A 17,305-nucleotide genomic window follows, 5' to 3' on the forward strand; every position below is an offset into this window, starting at 1 on the left:
GATGCGGCAGCGGCAAGACGACGCCCGCAGGCGTCTGAATCATATGCACGTCCACGCCGACCACTGGCGTCAGGTGCGTGACCGCCAGCATGCCCACTAAGCTTGTTCCTCAAGACTATTGACCGCTTCGGGCGATACCGGCTCGCTTGTCTCGGGACAGTTTTCGCCATACCGGGCGCGTGGTAGTCGCGATGTCAGTTCGCTACGTTGCCCATAGAGGATTTCAACGCGGAAAAGCGCCTGCTGCGCAACGCGCTGGACCTTGCTGTTCGAACGCAATGCCGGATCGATCCCCAAGTCAAAATCGGGAGCACGGCTCGCCTGCCAGTCGAGCAGAGATGCGCGCGAATGACTGCGAAAACACAGCCAATCCTCACGCACCGCAATTAGCTGACGATCAACCCTATGGGTGAGTTGCCATGTCTGCATCGTGCACTCGAAGCCTCGTTGATCGAAGCTATCGAGCTTCCTGCATCCAGCACTGCAACGGAATGATTAAATTCCGAATTGTTAAGTCAAGGACGAGAAGCGAAAGCGCCGCATTCGGCCAAGAAGCGAACGAATCACGTCCATGCCGCCTCGCCTACTTTCAATGTTCGGACCTCGAAAAAAGACCCTTCGATCTGGCGCAGTGCGCTTGCGCTCCAGCCCCTCGTGCCGATACTCCCCGCCCCCAAACCGCCGCGCCCGGAACTCGGCGATACCCGCCCCTGCTCCGCCCGATGGCAGAGCAGGCGGCGATCACCTCACTTCTTCTTCGCCACTTCCGCAGCAAGCGCCTTCAATCCATCTTCGTAGATGCCCTTAAACAAACGCGACACTTCCGCGTCGCTCACGCCATTGGGCTGAAACCGCCCCGACCACTCGACACGCGAGCCCTTCGCGCCGAGGTCCACGACCTTGATCGTCGACAGATAGTCGGTCACCGGAAACGGCGCCTGGAGAATCGCGTAGCTATAACTCTTGCCGGCGTTATCGAAAGCGATGAGCCGTTCGACGATAGCCTCGCCATCCGGATTGGAGAGATGCCTCACGCGGCCGCCTTCGCTCAGTTCGCTCTTCGGTATGTAGGGCAGCCAGTCGGGCAGGGATCCGAAGCCGCCGATCAGTTGCCACGCCTGATCGGCCGGAAGATGGATATCGATGCTGGTGGATGCTTCAGCCATGACGCCTCCTTACTTCTTGTCGATGGGCAAGGGCGCGAGCGGCGACACCAGGCCCTGTTCCCGCATCTCGCGCCAGAAATCGTCGGGAATCTTCGTCTTGAGCGCCGCTGAATCTTCGGCGATACGTCCCGGATGACTCGCGCCCGGAATGACCGCCGCCACCGCCGGATGCGCCAGACAGAACTGCAACGCGGCCGCCTTGATCGGAATGTCGTATTGCTCGGTCAGCGTCTTGATGCGTTCCACCTTGGCGAGGATCTTCGGCTTCGCGGGGGCATACTCGAAGTGGCTTCCGCCCGCCAGTACGCCCGAACTGTACGGACCGCCAATCACGATATCCACCTTCTTCTCCAGCGCCGCCGGCATCAGGCGCTGCAAGCCGGTCTCGTGGTCCAGCAACGAATAGCGTCCTGCCACCAGCATGCCGTTCGGATGCGCGTGATCCAGTCCGAGCGTGAGTTCGATCGGCTCGACCCGGTTCACGCCCAGCCCCCAGCCCTTGATCACGCCTTCCTTCTGCAAACGCGACAACGCATGGAACGCACCCGTCCGCGCGATCTCGAACTGCGCGAGCCACGCATCGCCGTGAAAGTCTTGCGCGATGTCGTGAACCCACACGAAATCGATCCTGTCGGTCTGCAAGCGCTTCAGGCTGTCTTCGATGGATTTCAGCGTGCCGCTCTCCGTGTAGTCGTAGACGATCTTGTTCTTTCGTCCGTACTGGAACAGCGTGCCCTTCTCGCCGAACTCCTGCGCGCCCTCCACCACTTCATCCAGGATGATGCGGCCCACCTTGGTGCTGAGCACATAGTCGTCGCGCTTGCGCTTCGCCAGTCCTTCACCGACGCGCAATTCCGACAGCCCGCCGCCGTAGAACGGCGCGGTATCGAAATAGCGGATGCCTTGTTCCCACGCGGCATCGAGGGTGGCGAGCGCCTCTTCCTGCGGAATGTTGCGGAACATGTTGCCCAAAGGGGCCGCGCCGAAACCATGCGGGCCGCTCAACAAGCTGCTGCGGATACTCATGCCTGACTCCTGGATCGAGATGAGATTGAAAGTTTGAAATCGCATTGACGACAAGCGCGGCGCGTGGCGCCAGGCAATCGCGGAATGCCGTTGCTGTCTCCGCTGTCTCGTCTATTTCATTGTCCTTGGACCTTCCTGACGAGTCTTCCAATTTCAGACGGCCGATTGCCGCATTGCAGGCTCATGCTGAACCGCGTTGCCGGTCCTCGCTCCCGCCTTGAAGATGAGTTAAATCCAACACCGAATTGATTGAGTCGCGATTATCGAAATAATCGCGGCTATAAAACCCCGTTTAGGCGACTCGCTAAAAACTCGTAGTAATACGAATAGAAAAATAAATCGCGTTTTTATAGGCTTCACATAATCGGATTCATTCCCTTCGACAGGTTCCTCGAAACACGCCGTCAGGCTACGTTTCCTTAATCTTTAAGCGTTCAAGAAGCATCACTAAACAACCATTCACTTGTCAGCGTGAAGGTTTCAGCTCGGCGACCAGACGGAGACAGCATGCGGATCAACCGGGGATTGGAAAGTGCAATATTGGCGCTGTGCATTACATTGGCGTCCTGTGGAGGCGATTCGAATTCGCCAGGTTTGACGAGTGCGGCACACGGCACGCAAAGCACCGCGCCTGCAGCGTCATCGCAGACTGCTGTCGTATCGCCCGTATCCGCTCCTGCCGGATCGTCTTCCGTTCCCGTTTCCAACACCACTGTTCAGCCCGCTCCCGCCAAAACTTCCACACCGCCCGCCGCGACCGCACCAGTGTCCGCCGCATCCAGCCCCGCGCTCCCTCCGGACATGCAGCTCACCGGATTCGTCAACCCGTTGATCGGCACGGATTACGCAACAGACCAACCTGCCGATCCCGTAGGCTCCGGCATGGGCGGCGGCACCTTCCCCGGAGCGACGCTGCCGTTCGGCATGATGCAATGGAGTCCGATGACGCCAAACGCCCAATACGACGCCTCGATCGGAGCAGGTTCCGGATTCTCGGGAGGCTACTGGTACGGCGACTCTTCAATCACGGCGTTCAGCGTGCTGCACCTGAGCGGCACCGGCTGCTGGGCGAACGGCGGATATCTCAACGTGATGCCGCAACTCGCTCCCGGCGCCGCCGGCACGACCGCAAGCTTCAGTCACGCTAACGAGAGCGCGCAGGCCGGATACTATGGCGTCACGTTCGACAACGGCATCAAGGCCGAACTGACCGCCACCCTGCGCACCGGCTTTGCCCGCTTTAGCTTTCCGACGCTCGCAGCGGGACAGCAGGCCACCATCGCCATCGATCCCACCGTCCTGAACGACCGCGCACAGTCTTCGACGAGCGACACCGTCAAGCTTGCCGGCACCAATGCGCTGTCGGGCACCATCGCGGGCGGCGGGTTCTGCTGGGCCGGCCAGGCGGTGCCGCTGCACTACTACGTCGAATTCAGTCAGCCATTCGCGAAGACGCCCACGCTCAAGTCCAGTCAACCCTTTACGGTTACGTTCGCGGCCGGCAGCCAGCCGCAGCAAATCATGATGAAGCTGGGCATCTCGTTCGTCAGCGAGGCCAATGCCAAAGCGAATCTCGCCGCCGAAAACCCCGACAGCAATGCAGCCGGACAGACCAACTGGAACTTCGACCAGGTGCGATCCGCCGCAAGCGCCGCGTGGAACACACGTCTGAACGCGATCCAGGTGACAGGCGGCAGCGACGCGGACAACACCCGGTTCTACACCGCGCTGTATCACGCATCGCTGCATCCGAACGTGTTCAATGACGTGAACGGTCAATACCTGGATTTCTTCACGTCGAGCGCAACGCCGGCCACGCGGCAGGTCGCACAGGGCCGTTCGATGTATGCGAACTTCTCCGGCTGGGACATCGACCGCTCGTTCATGCAGCTCCAGGCACTGCTCGATCCCGTGCGAACCAGCGACATCGTGCAATCGCTGATCCTCGATGCGCAGACCTGCGGCGCGTTTCCGCGCTGGGCCTACTTCAATACCGAAACATCCGTCATGCCCGGCGACGCCGGCAGCAGCATCGTGGCGAATGCCTACGCGTTCGGCGCGACGCGCTTCGACACGCAAGGCGCGCTGTCGATCATGAAGAGCAGCTCGGTCCCGGGCGCCGCGTGCGCCGGCTCGCCGGTGATGGCCAGCCGTGCCGATTACAACCAGTCTGGCTACGTGCCCTCGTCGGGCACCCCGGACGACAATCAGTCCGCCTCGAATACCCTCGAATACGCGATGCGCGACTTCGCGGTGTCGCGCTTTGCCGCGGCAATGGGCGACACCGCGACCGCCGGCGCGATGCTCCAGTCGAGCGGCAACTGGCAGAACCTGCTCGATCAGGGTTCGATCGAGCCGAAAACCGCGGCCGGCAACTGGATCACGGACGGCACGGGTTTCATGGAAGGCAATGCCGAGCAATATACGTGGTACGTGCCGCAGAACTTCGGCGGGCTGATCGGCCAGGTGGGCGGCGCGGCATCGGTCGTGAAGCGGCTCGACACCTTCTTCACGCACCTGAACATCGGCACCGTTCAGCCGTATTTCTACGTCGGCAATGAAGTGACCATGGCGGTGCCCTGGGTCTATGCCTGGGCCGGCGCGCCGTCTCATACGCAGCAGGTTCTCCACACGTCGCTTGCGACCGAGTTCGGCACCGGCGCAAGCGGTCTGCCCGGCAACGACGATCTCGGCGCGATCTCGGCCTGGTATGTCTGGTCTTCGCTCGGTCTCTATCCGGCGGTGCCGGGTGTGAGCGGCGTCGTGCTGTCGAGCCCGCAGTTCGAGACGATCGACGTGCGCCTCGGTCAGCTCGACGGCAGCACCAGGCTGCTGCATATCACGGCGCCGGGAACGGGTTCGAGCAATAGCGCGTCGTACTACGTGCAGTCGCTGCAACTGAACGGCGCGTCGCATGCATCCGCCTGGATGCCGCTCGCCAGCTTCGCGACAGGCGCGACGCTCGCGTTCACGATGACCGCCAATCCGGCGACCAGCACATGGGGAACCGATGTGTCGGCGTTGCCTTCGTTCGCCGCCACGCCGGCCACGCCCGCCACTCACTAGCCGGGCGAGACGCTTCAGAACGTGCCCGGATAAGCACCGCCATCCATCAGGACGTTCTGGCCGGTGAAGTAGCCGGCGTGCGCGCTGCACAGGAACGCGCACATCGCGCCGAATTCCTGCGCCGTGCCGAAGCGCGCCACCGGAATGGCCTGCCGCTTCGCTTCGAGCACGGCGTCATAGCTCAAGCCTCGCGACGTCGCCGCTGCTTCGGTGGATTGCTTCAGGCGGTCGGTGTCGAACAGGCCGGGCAGCAGATTGTTGATGGTCACGTTATGACCGGCAATGCCCTTCTGCCGCGCCAGACCCGCGACAAAGCCGGTCAGCCCGGAGCGCGCGCCATTGGAGAGGCCGAGCACGTCGATGGGCGCCTTCACGGCCCCCGACGTGATGTTGACGATCCGCCCGAAGCCGCGCGCAGCCATGCCATCGACGGTCGCGCGCATCAGTTCGATGGCCGTCAGCATGTTCGCGTCGAGCGCCGCGATCCAGTCGTCGCGGGTCCAGTCGCGAAAATCGCCCGGCGGCGGACCGCCCGCGTTGTTCACCAGGATGTCGATGTGCGGCGCCGCGCTCAACGCCTGCTCGCGTCCCGTGTTCGTCGTGATGTCGCCGGCCACGGCAATCACCTGCACGTCCGGGTTCAGCGCCCGCAGTCCGGCAGCCGTGGATTCCAGCGCCTCCTGGCCGCGCGCCGTCACCACCACGTTGACGCCTTCGGCCACCAGCGCCTCGGCGCAGCCTCGGCCCAAGCCTTTGCTCGCGGCGCACACGAGCGCCCATTTACCTTCGATCTGCAAGTTCATTGCGTGTCTCCCATCAGATGACCGGTTCTTCGAGTTGCGCCACGGCCTCGGCCGCGCGCGCGTGATGAGCCTGCGTGACACGCGGCTCATGAAAGTTATGCAGCCCGATCTCGCCGATGGAACGCACCCCGGTGAGCGCCATCGTCACGTCGAGTTCGCTTCTCAGGATCTCGAGCATCCGCGAAACGCCGGGTTCGCCCATCGCGCCGAGCGCATACATGAAGGCGCGGCCGATCATCGTGCCCTTCGCGCCCAGCGCCAGCGCCTTCATCACGTCCTGCCCGGTGCGGATGCCGCCATCGACCCAGATTTCGGCGGCGTCCTTCACGGCGTCCACCACGGCGGGCAAGGCCTCGACCGTCGATGGCGCGCCGTCCAGCTGCCGTCCGCCATGATTGCTGACGACGATGGCATCTGCGCCCAGCGAAGCCGCCATGCGCGCATCCTCGGCGCACATGATGCCCTTCAGCACGAGCTTGCCGGGCCACAGACTGCGAATATGCGCGATGTCGTTCCAGTTCAGGCTCGGATCGAACTGCGATGCCACCCACTTGCTGATCGCGATCACATCGTCACCGCCCTTGATGAAGCCCGCGAGATTGCCGAAGTTGCGCCTGCCCGATGCCGCGCGCATCACCCAGCCCGGCTTGCGCAGGAAGTCCAGCAGGTTCGCGGCCGTCAGACGCGGCGGGACGGTCATGCCGTTCCTGAGATCCTTGTGACGCTGGCCGTTGATCTGCAGATCGAGCGTGACCACCAGCGCCGAACAGCCGGCGGCCTTCGCCCGCTCGATGAGCGACTGGTTGAAGCCACGGTCGCGCATCACGTACAGCTGAAACCAGAACGGCGCCTGCGTATGCCGCGCGACGTCCTCGATGGAGCAGATGCTCACGGTCGAGAGCGTGAACGGCACGCCGAAGCGCTCCGCCGCGCGGGCGCCCAGTATCTCGCCGTTGGCCCATTGCATGCCGGTTAGTCCGGTCGGCGCGATGGCCACGGGCATCGCCACCGGCTGGCCGAGCATCGTGCTTGCGGTGCTGCGTCCTTCGACGTTCACGCCCACGCGCTGCTTCAGCGTCAGCCGTGCAAACGCGCGGCTGTTTTCGCGATAGGTCGCTTCGGTGTACGAGCCGCTGTCGACGTAATCGTAGAACGCCTTGGGCACCCGTTTCTTCGCGATGAGGCGAAGGTCTTCCACACACGTGACTGTCCGCATTGGAACTCAAACTCCGACAGAAGATCTTTTCAGAAGGCCCGCAGGGCCAACATGGCGTTCGAATCAGGAAAGCGCGCCGATGGCGCTTTCCTCCACATCCTCCGACACCGCGACCGGCCGATGCACGAGCAGCAGATACGCCACGGCCGAGAGCAAGGCGATGACCGCGCTGACGATCAACGAAGCGACGAACGAATGCGTCCGGTCCACGACGATGCCGGTGACGATGGGCGCGGCCGAGCCGGCCAGAAAGCCGCCGAAGTTCTGGATGCCGCCGAGCGAGGCCACCGCCTGGCGCGGCGCGGCAATCGAGATCAATGACCATGCGCCGCCCGAGGCGAGGTTGATGAAGAACATCGCGCCCGAGATGTAGATCACGGCAAGCGTGGTGGAGGGCGTCAGCGCCGCCGGCACCGTGAAGGCCGCCGCGCCGATCAGGCCGACGCAGATCGGCCACTTGCGGCTCGTGATGGCCTGCATGCCACGGCGATACAGCCGGTCCGCCGTGAAGCCGCTGCTCAGCATGCCGAGCGTGCCGAAGACATAGGGAATCGAGACGACCCAACCCGCCTTCGCGATGCTCAGGCCGCGCTCGTGTTCGAGATACGCCGGCAGCCACGTCAGATAGAGCCACACGGTATAGATGACACCCATGAAGCCGAAGAAGATGCCGCATGTGGTCTTTTGCCGGAACAGGCTGCGCCATTGCGCACCGCTGAGCGGCTTGCTGTCCGCATCGTCTTGCGAGTCCTGGTTCAGGTACGCGGTTTCCTCTGCCGCGAGTTTCACTTCGTCGCGATTGCGATAGGCCACATACCAGCCGATTGCCACGAGAATGCCGAACACGCCCGTCGCGAAGAACATGTTGCGCCAGCCGAGTGCAAGCATCATGCCGGTGAGGATAGGCGGCGCGATCGCCGGCCCGATTGTCGTGGAGGCGACGAAGATGCCGGTGGGCGTGCCGCGGTCACGCACCGCGAACCATTCGCCGATGACCTTCGCGCCGGCTGGAAACTGCGGCGCTTCGCCGACGCCCAGACACACGCGCGCGATGAAGAACTGCTGGAGATTGCCGACCAGTCCGCAACACGCCTGCGCGACCGACCACAGGATCATGCCCCAGCCCAGCATCACGCGCGCACCGAAGCGGTCGAGCATCATGCCGACCGGTAGTTGCGCGAATGCATAGGCCAGCGAGAAGGCCGACAACAGCAGTCCCATCTGCGACGCGCTCATGCCCATCTCGCCGCGGATCACGCTGTTCGCGATGGACAACGCGCTGCGATCCAGATAATTGATGCTGCCCGCGAGAGTCAGAAAGAAAATGGAAATGCGCTGGATCCGTACGATCCGTTTGCTCTTGTTCATGCGGTGTCTCCGTCCGTGTCATGCGCGGACGCCTCGTTTGTGCGGGCATCCGTTCGTTCGTCGATGTGTCAGTACGACGCTTCCAGCAAGCCGAGGTAATCGGCTTCCGATGCTTCGCGCGGATTGGTCTTGTGACTGTGATCCTTCAGCGCGCCCAGCACGACGCGCGGGAACATGTCGCGCGTCACGCCCAGCGCCCGAAGGCCGGTCGGTAGGCCGAGACGCGCCGTCATGTCGCGCAGCGCCGCGGAGAGGTCCGTGTCGTGACGCAGGCGCATGGCGCTCGCCATGCGCGCCATCTTGTCCTCGTCGCGCATGGTCGGCGCGCTGCGGTTGAACTCCACGACCGCCGGCAGGAAGATCGCGTTGAGCGTGCCGTGGTGCAGGCGCGGGTCGATGCCGCCCAGCGCGTGGCTCAGGCTATGCACGCAGCCCAGTCCCTTCTGGAACGCGAGCGCGCCTTCCATCGAGGCCATCATCATGTTTTCGCGCGCGGCCTGGTCGGTGGGCTCGTGCGTGGCCCGCTCGATGTGCGCCCACGCGCGTCGCAGGCCGTCGAGCGCGATGCCGTCGGCGGGCGGATTGCGCAGCGGCGACATGAAGGTTTCCAGGCAATGCGCGACCGCATCCATGCCGGTCGCAGCCGTGAGCAGCGGCGGCAGGCCGATCGTCAGACCGGGATCGCAGATCGCGACCTTCGGCACGACATGCGGCGAGATCACGCCCACTTTGCGGCCATCGTCCAGGATCAGGATGGCGCCGCGCCCGACCTCGCTGCCGGTGCCGGCCGTGGTCGGCACTGCGATCACCGGCGCCGTCTTCGCGGTGATCCGGCTTGCGCCGCCTTCGATCACGGCGAAGCTTTGCAGCGGGCCTTCGTGCGTCGCGCAGACGGCCACGCCCTTCGCCAGATCGATCGACGAGCCGCCGCCCACCGCGATGATGCCGTCGCAGTCCGACTGCCGGTACAGCGCCACCGCATCGCGCACGGCGGCTTCGTTGGGATTCGGCGGCGTGGCATCGTAGATCATGTCGCCGTCGGCGCGCTCCAGCACCTTCAGCACGATGTCGAGAATGCCGGCAGCGCGGATGCCCCGGTCGGTGACAATCAACGGGCGTCGGATCGCAAGACGTTCGCATTCGCTCTTCAGCAGATTTACCGCGCCGAAGTCGAACTGGATCTGGGTTACGTAGTTGATGAGAGACATGATGAATGACCTTCGGTTATAGTTGACCGATGCTCGACGGGCGTTCGAACTACGCCGCCCGTTACCTGTAAATGGCCGAAGCGCACTGTTTTATGGGTTCTTTCGCCGCAGTATAGAGAGCCGCGCCAGGGAGCAAAATTGAGAAGTTTTTATGCTGGTATAACTCGCGCTCAAGTCACATGACGCCCACGCTCAACTCCATTGCCTCGCGCCTTCACCTCAAGCAGTTGCGGCTGCTGGTGGCGCTGAGCGACCACGGCTCACTCCTGAAAGCGGCCAATCAGGTCGGACTGACCCAACCGGGCGCGAGCAAGGCGCTTCAGGAAATCGAAACCACGTTCGGCACGGCGCTGTTCACGCGCACGCGGCGCGGACTCGAAGCGAATGAAGTGGGACACTGCGCGATCCGCTATGCGCGGCTGATCTACACGGACCTGTCGCACATGCGGGAAGAGATCGCCGGCATTCTGCGCGGGCATGGCGGACGCGTCGCGGTCGGCGTCATCATGGGCGCCGTGCCCTTGCTGACACGGGCCGTGTCCGCGCTCATCGCGCGTCAGCCGGAGATGTCGGTGGAGATCATCGAGGACGCCAGCGAGACGCTGCTCGGTCTCATCGACGCGGGAAGGCTGGACCTCGCCATCTGCCGAACCTCGGTGAGCCAGCATCCGGACATGTATGAAAGCCTCGTCTTGCAGGAGGAGACGCTCGCGGTAGTCGCGAACGTGCAGCATCCGTTACGCAAGGCGAAGAAGCTGACGCTCAAGGACCTGGCGGTGTACCGATGGGTCGTCTATCGCGCCAACATGCCCATGCGCGTGCTGCTGGAACGCGAATTCCAGCAGGCCGGCATCCGCTTTCCTTCGAGCCTGCTGGAAACCACGTCCGCCTTCGCGACGCTGAGCCTGCTCCAGGACAATCCTTCGTTCGTGGCGCTGGTGTCCATCGACGTCGCGCAGTTCTTCGTGCAGCACGAAGCCACACGCATCCTGCCGCTGTCGTTCACGTCCCGCAGCGAACCCTATGAACTCGTCACCCCGCGCGGGGCGCCGCTGTCGCCCGGCGCGCGGTTGTTGCGGGACGAACTGGTCGGCAAGGCCGAGGGGCAGTTTCGCTGAAGCCTTCAGAGCGGCGCAATCTGCAACACGACGCTGTTGTCAGGTGCGGACATGTAGAGCGTCGATCCGATAATCGCCAATCCGTCGAGAGACGGCAGCGGCTGCGGCAACTGGCCAAGGTTCAGCGCGGACTGGCCCGCGATACCCGCGAAGGTCGTCACCACACCCGCCGGCGTGATCTCGCGGATCGTCTGATTGAAGAAGTCCTCTGCATAGATATTGCCGCTGCTGTCGATTGCCAGGTCGTCCAGACCGTTGAAGGTAGCAAGCGCGCCGGTGCCGTCGCTCGCCCCGGAACTGACTACCGAGCCGGCAAGGAGCGTTGCCTGCCCCGCCGAGCCGTTGAGCGACACCTTGTACAACGCCCCTGCCGCGCCATTGATGTCGTCGTCGGAGATATAGAGATTGTTCGACGCATCCACCGCGAGCGCCTGCGGATTGATCAGCAGCACGGGGGCAGCCGAGGTGCTCGTCAGCGTGACCGGATTGACCGCGCCAGCAGGGGTGACCTGCGTGAGTTGCACGGCGCCCGTCGACCGATTGGTCATGAAAATATAGACGTTCGACTGCGCATCCGCGGCAATCGCCACGCTGCCATTGGTTTGCAAGGCCTGGCCGGTGGCCGGATCGATGATCGTGCTGACCTGGCCGGAGGGCGTGATCTTTCTGACAGTCGCCGCATCGGAATTCGGCACCCCGTCGGTCAGATATAGATTGCCGGATGGATCGATGGCCAGTTCCTGCGGCGCCTCGAACCGTGCCGCGGAGCCGGCGCCATCGGACGAGCCTTGCTGATAGGCCGTCCCGGCAAAAATCGAGATGCTCCCGTTCGAGATCTTGCTGATCGTTTCGGCACTCTCATCCGCGACATAGATGTTTCCGGATTTGTCAGCAGCGAGGCCCATCGGTTCGTCGAATTGGGCGTTGCTGAGCGAGCCGCCTGCGGAACCTGCCGTGTTGAGCTGCCCGGCGAAGACACTGACGGACGGCGCGCTGCCCGACGGCGCACCAGGCGGAGAAGATAACCCACTGTTGCTGTCAGAATCGCCGCAGCCGGTGATCAGGCCGGCCGTGAGCAAGGTGACGGATAAACCGGCCAGAGAGACGCTGATTTTCATGGAAGCTCCTACTGTTAAATTTCGATCGCGCAATAAACACTTTGATTGAAGCCGATTTGGTTCTCTGATTCTTCAAATGCCGAAAACGCCTTGAATGGGCGCATAGCCTCCGATCAAATAAGTGACGCACATGCAGCGATCGTTTAACGGTATTTATATTGAAAATCCGTCGCCTAAATTCCGAACCTGGATTTCGAAGAATTACAAATGCGTGATTGAAATTGAATCGCAGGCGGTGCGTGCTAATCGTGCGAATTGATTATTCGCCGAATCAGATCGCCGAATCCCGCAAAGAAAATTCTCGTTTCATTCCGGATAACGCCTGTCGATTTGCGCACGCCTCGTTCGTCGTATCGGCATCACCCTGGAGAACACGATGCGCACACTCACGGTTTCGGCATTCAGCAGTCTGGACGGCGTCATGCAGGCGCCCGGCGGTCCGAACGAGGACATCAGCGGCGGCTTCCGCCTGGGAGGCTGGATCGTTCCTTATGCCGATCCCGCCATCGGCGAGAACGTGCAGCGCTTGCTCGCGAAGCCCTTTGAACTGCTGCTCGGGCGGCGCACCTATGACATCTTCGCGTCGCATTGGCCGCACGTGCCGCCTGACGCCCCCAGTCATGCGCTCGCGGAGAAATTCAACGGGGTGCCGAAGCACGTCGCCACGCATCGGAGGAGCGGCCTCGGCTGGCATAACAGCCGCGCGTTGGACGGCGACCTGCCCGCAGCAGTCCGTGCGCTCAAGACGCAGGAAGGCGCAGACCTTCTGACCTTTGGAAGCGGCGACATGGTGCGCCAACTGCTCGCGGCCGGCCTGGTGGACGAGCTCAGCCTGCTGACCTTCCCGGTCATGCTCGGACGGGGCCGACGCCTGTTCGGCGACGACGCACAGACGCGGGCCTTCGAGTTGACGCACATGGTCCACACACCGGGCGGCGTGCTGATCGCGCGCTATGTGCGCGCGGGCGAGGTCCAGACAGGCTCGTTCGATGAACCTGCCCGGACCTGAAACCGCAAGGCATTACGCGTTGCCTCAGTTCACCAGCGGCGCCTGGCCGGGGTATGTTCCAGCGGGCGCAGCTTTGAGCATGGCGAATGAAGCGCAGTCGTTGCGCCCCGCGTAGGCCTGACCTGCGTAGTATTCGAGGAATCGATGCACCAGGAACAGGAGTGGATAGTTGGTGGGCACGCTGAACGCGTAAGCCGCGGCGTCATGCACCTGTTGACTGGGGAACAGGCTGACCTGACTTTGCAGCACCTGCACGGTGGCTCGTGCCTTGCAGAAAGACTGGATCATCCTGAAGTCGGTCGACGACGGGATCAGCGTATCGCCGATGTCGTAGTACACGAGCGTCGGCATATCGGGCGCGTATGCCGTGCCGTTCACGCTGTTGGCCGTCAACATGGCATTCAGATAGCCCAGGCCGCTCGCGTTCAAGGTGGGCAGAAAGGCCGGATAGGATCCTGTGGCAGAACAGGAAGACGGCGCGGCGGACGTGTCCATGCAACTGAACACGGTTGCAGCAGCGCCGGTCACGGCGCGTTTGAAGGAGGTGTAATTCACCGGATCGTACCGCCCCATGGCGACGATCGCGGCATAAGCGAGGCCTCCCTCCGCGGTCCCATCCAGTCCGGTGACGATCGTGGATAGATCAGAATTCGAGCTCGCTCCGAGCGCGGCGCCGACCACGTTGAGCCTGGGCGCATAGCTTCCGTGCAGCACCGCGGCCCAGGTCGAGGCGCCGCCGCCGCCGGAGTAGCCGAGCAAGCCTACGGGGCTCGTTGCCGTCAGCCCGCCTGCGGACGCGGGCGTGATGCCGGTGCAGCCTCCCGCTCCTTCAGCGCAGTTCAGAACGGCCTGTGCGCCGTCGAGGACGGCTGGTCCCATCTGTTGACCGACATCGAACTCGGAGTTCGGCCCCTCGTGATCGGGAAAGGCAATCGCGATGCCGCCGTCGAGCATCGGCGCGGCTATCGCGGCATATACGCTGGCCGGGTCCGTGTCGTTCAGAAGCACATAGGACGGCTGCGACGTCGTGACGAGATCATCCTCCGGATATTGGATGGAAATGAGCGGCGTGCCCTTCTTCGATGTCAGGCCGCCAAGGGCGCTGGCCGAAGCCGCCGGCGGCAGGACCAGCGTGGTGACGACCGTGACGGGCTTGCCGCCGGCGGTGGATTTGTAGAGCACCTGGTAACCGGTCGAACCGCCGGGAAATCCGTCGGGCAGGTTGATGGCCTTGACCGCCAGCGGGGTGCCGTTCGCCTGACTCATCCACAACGGCTGCCAGGTTGCAAAGTCAAAAGCGGCGTAGCTATCGGGCACCGCAAAATACGCATCCGTGTTCGATTGCGCCATCGCCGCGCCGCCATAAAGGATGCTCTGGCCGAGCAACAATCCGGTCATCCATTTCACAAGTTTCGATCGTGCTTTCATGTATTGCGGTGCCTCCATGCTTCCCTCATGAATGAAGTTTTCGCGTCATGTACCCACGTTGGTCACGACAAGCGCGGCCAGCTTATGGGCGGAAGCGATAAGGGAGCAACGAGATCAAACCGAAATGAACAGTCGGGCGGACTGTTCAGGAAATAGCGCGATCACCATCACAAGGCCGCGTGCGGCAAAGACGGCGCCGCACTCAACCGTCGACGAGTTGCCTGACTTTCTCGGCAAGCGTTTCCAGCGCGAACGGCTTGGTCAGAACCTGCATGCCGGGGTCGAGGCGGCCATTGCCGATCACCGAATTCTCCGCATAGCCGGTGATGAAGAGCACCTTCAGATCGGGCCGCGACGCGCGCGCCGCATCCGCCATCTGACGGCCGTTCATGCCCCCGGGCAGACCCACGTCGCTGATGAGCAGGTCGATGCGCACATTCGATTGCAGCACCTTGAGGCCCGCCACGCTGTCGGCCGCTTCAATGACGGTATAGCCGTGCTCTTCCAGCACGTCGGTGATGAGCATGCGAACGCTTGGTTCGTCATCGACGATCAGCACGGTCTCGCCGCTCTCCGCGCCCGAGATGGGCGTGGCGTCGTGATCGGGCAGGTCGCGCGCGACGTCGCCGTAGAAGCGCGGCAGATAGATGCATACCGTCGTGCCCTGCCCCGGCTCCGAATAGATGCGCACCTGTCCGCCCGACTGCTTCGCGAAGCCATAGATCATCGACAGGCCGAGTCCGGTGCCCATGCCGATGGGCTTGGTCGTGAAGAACGGATCAAAGGCCTTCGCGACGATGTCGGGCGTCATGCCCGTGCCGGTGTCGGTCACGCAGAGCGACAGGAACTGTCCTTCGGGCATGTCGTGAGTGTGCGCGGCGGTGTGGTCGATCCACTTGTTGGCCGTCTCCACCGTGATGGCGCCGCCGTCCGGCATCGCATCCCGCGCGTTGATGCACAGGTTGAGCAGCGCGTTCTCGAGTTGCCCGGCATCGACGAGCGCGGGCCACAGGCCGGCCGCGCCGACCGCCTCCACCCGGATGCCCGGCCCGACCGTACGCTGGATCATATCGGTCATGCCGTTGACGAGCGCATTGACGTCGGTGGAACGCGGGTCGAGCGTCTGCTGGCGTGAAAATGCCAGCAAGCGATGCGTCAGCGCGGCCGCACGCCGCACCGCGCCCTGCGCGGCCACGACGTATTTGTCGACGTCGGCGACACGTCCCTGGCTCAGGCGAATGCTCAGCAATTGCAGCGAGCCCGATACACCCGCCAGCAGATTGTTGAAGTCGTGCGCCAGGCCGCCCGTGAGTTGCCCGACGGCTTCCATCTTCTGCGCTTGTCGCAGTTGTTCTTCTGCGCGCATCAGTTCGGCGGTGCGCGCGGCGACGCGCTGTTCGAGCGTCTCGTTCAGCGCGCGCAGCGACGCGGCCGCGCGATCGCGTTCTGCTTCCACGGTGCGGCGCTGCTCGGCGTCCAGCAGCACGCCCGGGAATCTCAATGGCGTGCCGTCGGCACCGTGATCCACACGGCCATTTGCTTCGATCCAGTAATAGCGTCCGTCCGCGCGCTGCACGCGATACTGATACGCATAGTGACCGCCGCGTTGCAGCGCTTCGCTCAATGCTTTTGTGAGACCGTCGCGGTCGTCGGGATGCACGTTCGCAATCACTTGCGCGAGGCTCAGGCCTTCATATCCTTGCGCGGGATCGAGACCGAATGAATGCGCGAAAGCTGCGTCGACGGTAAAGCGGTCGCTCGGCAAGTCCCAGAACCAGGTGCCGATGATCGCGCCCGCTGCGAGCGCCAGTTGCACCCGCTCGATGTTCTGCCGCGCGAGCGCCTCGCTGGCGCGCAACGCGGCTTCGGCCTTCTTGCGCGCCGAGATGTCGCGAAACAGCACCGACACTTGCCGCAGGCTCGGCGGCTCGACGCGGGTCGCCGACACTTCGATGTGCCGTCCCGCGCTGATGAAATAGCGCTCGAACCGTGCGGGGATGCCGGTACGCAACACGCCGCCATACAGTTCGATCCATTGGTCCGCATCGGTGGGATCGACTTCGCGCAAGGTCTTGCCGACGATGTCCGCAATTCCCGTGTGCCGCTGGTAACCCGGGTTCGCCTCGATGTGCGCGTAGTCGCTCAACGGGCCATGCGGACCGTCGAAGAACTCGATCGTGCAGAAGCCGTCATCGATGGCATGGAACAGCGCGCCATACCGCACCCGATACGCCTCCGCGTCTTTCGTGGCGCGCTTCAGTTCCAGCGCCGCCATGGCCTGGCGCGCGAGCATGCGCAGCGCCTGCTGCTGGGTTGCGTCGAGACTGCGTGGCGCAGGGTCCATCACGCAGAGCGTGCCGAGCGGAAGTCCCTCGGCGCTTGTCAGGAGCGCGCCTGCATAGAAGCGCACGTGCGGCGCACCGGTCACGAGCGGATGACCGGCGAAGCGCGGATCGTCGAGGGCATCGGAGATCTGGAAAAACCCGGCTTCCCGCAGCGCCTGTGTGCAGAACGGGCTTTCAAACGAAGCCGCGTGCTCGCCGAGACCGACTTCAGCCTTGATGAACTGACGATCCGCCGCGATGAAGTTGATCAGCGCGATGGGCGCGCCGCAGATCGAGGCGGCGAGGCTGGCGATGTCATCGAAGGCGGATTCACGCGGCGTATCGAGCACGTCATGGCGCACGAGCGCGGCCATGCGTTGCGCATCAGAGTCGAGAGGCTGAGTCATCAAATGAGTTCTTGTTCCAGGCTTGATCCGGCGGCGCACGCGGCGGCG

The 17,305-nt window shown here is 63.4% G+C and carries 14 protein-coding genes; 3 read left to right on the forward strand and 11 right to left on the reverse strand.

Going from position 1 to position 17,305, the window contains the following annotated elements; translation table 11 throughout:
• Positions 1-96: 96 nt before the first annotated feature.
• From QCE88_RS28200 to QCE88_RS28215, 4 genes are all read right to left on the reverse strand, one after another.
• A complete protein-coding gene (locus QCE88_RS28200) occupies positions 97-429 on the reverse strand; it encodes a hypothetical protein (RefSeq protein ID WP_309908168.1) in 333 nt (110 codons plus the stop codon).
• Positions 430-746: 317 nt separating this feature from the next.
• On the reverse strand, positions 747-1,166 hold the full coding sequence (locus tag QCE88_RS28205; RefSeq protein WP_309908169.1) for an SRPBCC family protein: 420 nt from the start codon (positions 1,164-1,166) through the stop codon (positions 747-749).
• Positions 1,167-1,175: 9 nt separating this feature from the next.
• Positions 1,176-2,192 (reverse strand): aldo/keto reductase, encoded by a 1,017-nt coding sequence (locus QCE88_RS28210; RefSeq protein ID WP_309908170.1) that lies wholly within the window; start codon positions 2,190-2,192, stop codon positions 1,176-1,178.
• A 434-nt stretch (positions 2,193-2,626) separates the two neighbouring features.
• Positions 2,627-2,899 carry a hypothetical protein gene (locus QCE88_RS28215; RefSeq protein WP_309908171.1) on the reverse strand — a complete coding sequence of 91 codons (273 nt, stop codon included), beginning with the start codon at positions 2,897-2,899 and terminating at the stop codon, positions 2,627-2,629.
• A 94-nt stretch (positions 2,900-2,993) separates the two neighbouring features.
• On the opposite strand from QCE88_RS28215, the gene QCE88_RS28220 reads away from it, so the two are divergent.
• Entirely contained in the window at positions 2,994-5,258 is a 2,265-nt protein-coding gene (locus QCE88_RS28220) for a GH92 family glycosyl hydrolase (protein ID WP_309908172.1), read from the forward strand.
• A 14-nt stretch (positions 5,259-5,272) separates the two neighbouring features.
• On the opposite strand, the gene QCE88_RS28225 is transcribed toward QCE88_RS28220, so the two are convergent.
• The 4 genes from QCE88_RS28225 to QCE88_RS28240 all read right to left on the reverse strand — a co-directional run bounded on the left by QCE88_RS28225 (position 5,273) and on the right by QCE88_RS28240 (position 9,853).
• Positions 5,273-6,061, reverse strand: a complete 789-nt coding sequence (locus QCE88_RS28225; RefSeq protein ID WP_309908173.1) for an SDR family oxidoreductase — start codon at positions 6,059-6,061, stop codon at positions 5,273-5,275.
• A 13-nt stretch (positions 6,062-6,074) separates the two neighbouring features.
• On the reverse strand, positions 6,075-7,277 hold the full coding sequence (locus QCE88_RS28230; protein ID WP_309908174.1) for an alpha-hydroxy acid oxidase: 1,203 nt from the start codon (positions 7,275-7,277) through the stop codon (positions 6,075-6,077).
• 63 nt (positions 7,278-7,340) lie between these two features.
• The gene (locus tag QCE88_RS28235; RefSeq protein WP_309908175.1) at positions 7,341-8,645 is read right to left on the reverse strand and encodes an MFS transporter; all 1,305 of its coding nucleotides are present in this window, start codon (positions 8,643-8,645) and stop codon (positions 7,341-7,343) included.
• Positions 8,646-8,713: 68 nt separating this feature from the next.
• Positions 8,714-9,853, reverse strand: a complete 1,140-nt coding sequence (locus tag QCE88_RS28240) for an iron-containing alcohol dehydrogenase (protein ID WP_309908176.1) — start codon at positions 9,851-9,853, stop codon at positions 8,714-8,716.
• 179 nt (positions 9,854-10,032) lie between these two features.
• Between QCE88_RS28240 and QCE88_RS28245 the strand changes: the two genes are divergently transcribed.
• Complete coding sequence (locus QCE88_RS28245) at positions 10,033-10,971, forward strand: LysR family transcriptional regulator (protein ID WP_309908177.1); 939 nt, start codon at positions 10,033-10,035, stop codon at positions 10,969-10,971.
• A 5-nt stretch (positions 10,972-10,976) separates the two neighbouring features.
• Here the strand turns inward: QCE88_RS28245 and QCE88_RS28250 are convergent, their stop codons facing one another.
• Complete coding sequence (locus QCE88_RS28250) at positions 10,977-12,089, reverse strand: hypothetical protein (protein WP_309908178.1); 1,113 nt, start codon at positions 12,087-12,089, stop codon at positions 10,977-10,979.
• 376 nt (positions 12,090-12,465) lie between these two features.
• Between QCE88_RS28250 and QCE88_RS28255 the strand changes: the two genes are divergently transcribed.
• Positions 12,466-13,098 (forward strand): dihydrofolate reductase family protein, encoded by a 633-nt coding sequence (locus QCE88_RS28255; protein WP_309908179.1) that lies wholly within the window; start codon positions 12,466-12,468, stop codon positions 13,096-13,098.
• A 24-nt stretch (positions 13,099-13,122) separates the two neighbouring features.
• On the opposite strand, the gene QCE88_RS28260 is transcribed toward QCE88_RS28255, so the two are convergent.
• Positions 13,123-14,526, reverse strand: coding sequence for a lipase family protein (locus QCE88_RS28260; protein WP_309908180.1), 1,404 nt, complete (start codon positions 14,524-14,526; stop codon positions 13,123-13,125).
• 202 nt (positions 14,527-14,728) lie between these two features.
• Positions 14,729-17,257 (reverse strand): ATP-binding protein, encoded by a 2,529-nt coding sequence (locus QCE88_RS28265; protein ID WP_309908181.1) that lies wholly within the window; start codon positions 17,255-17,257, stop codon positions 14,729-14,731.
• Between the last annotated feature and the right edge of the window lie 48 nt (positions 17,258-17,305).

Source organism: Caballeronia sp. LZ035 (assembly GCF_031451175.1).
GTDB lineage: Bacteria > Pseudomonadota > Gammaproteobacteria > Burkholderiales > Burkholderiaceae > Caballeronia.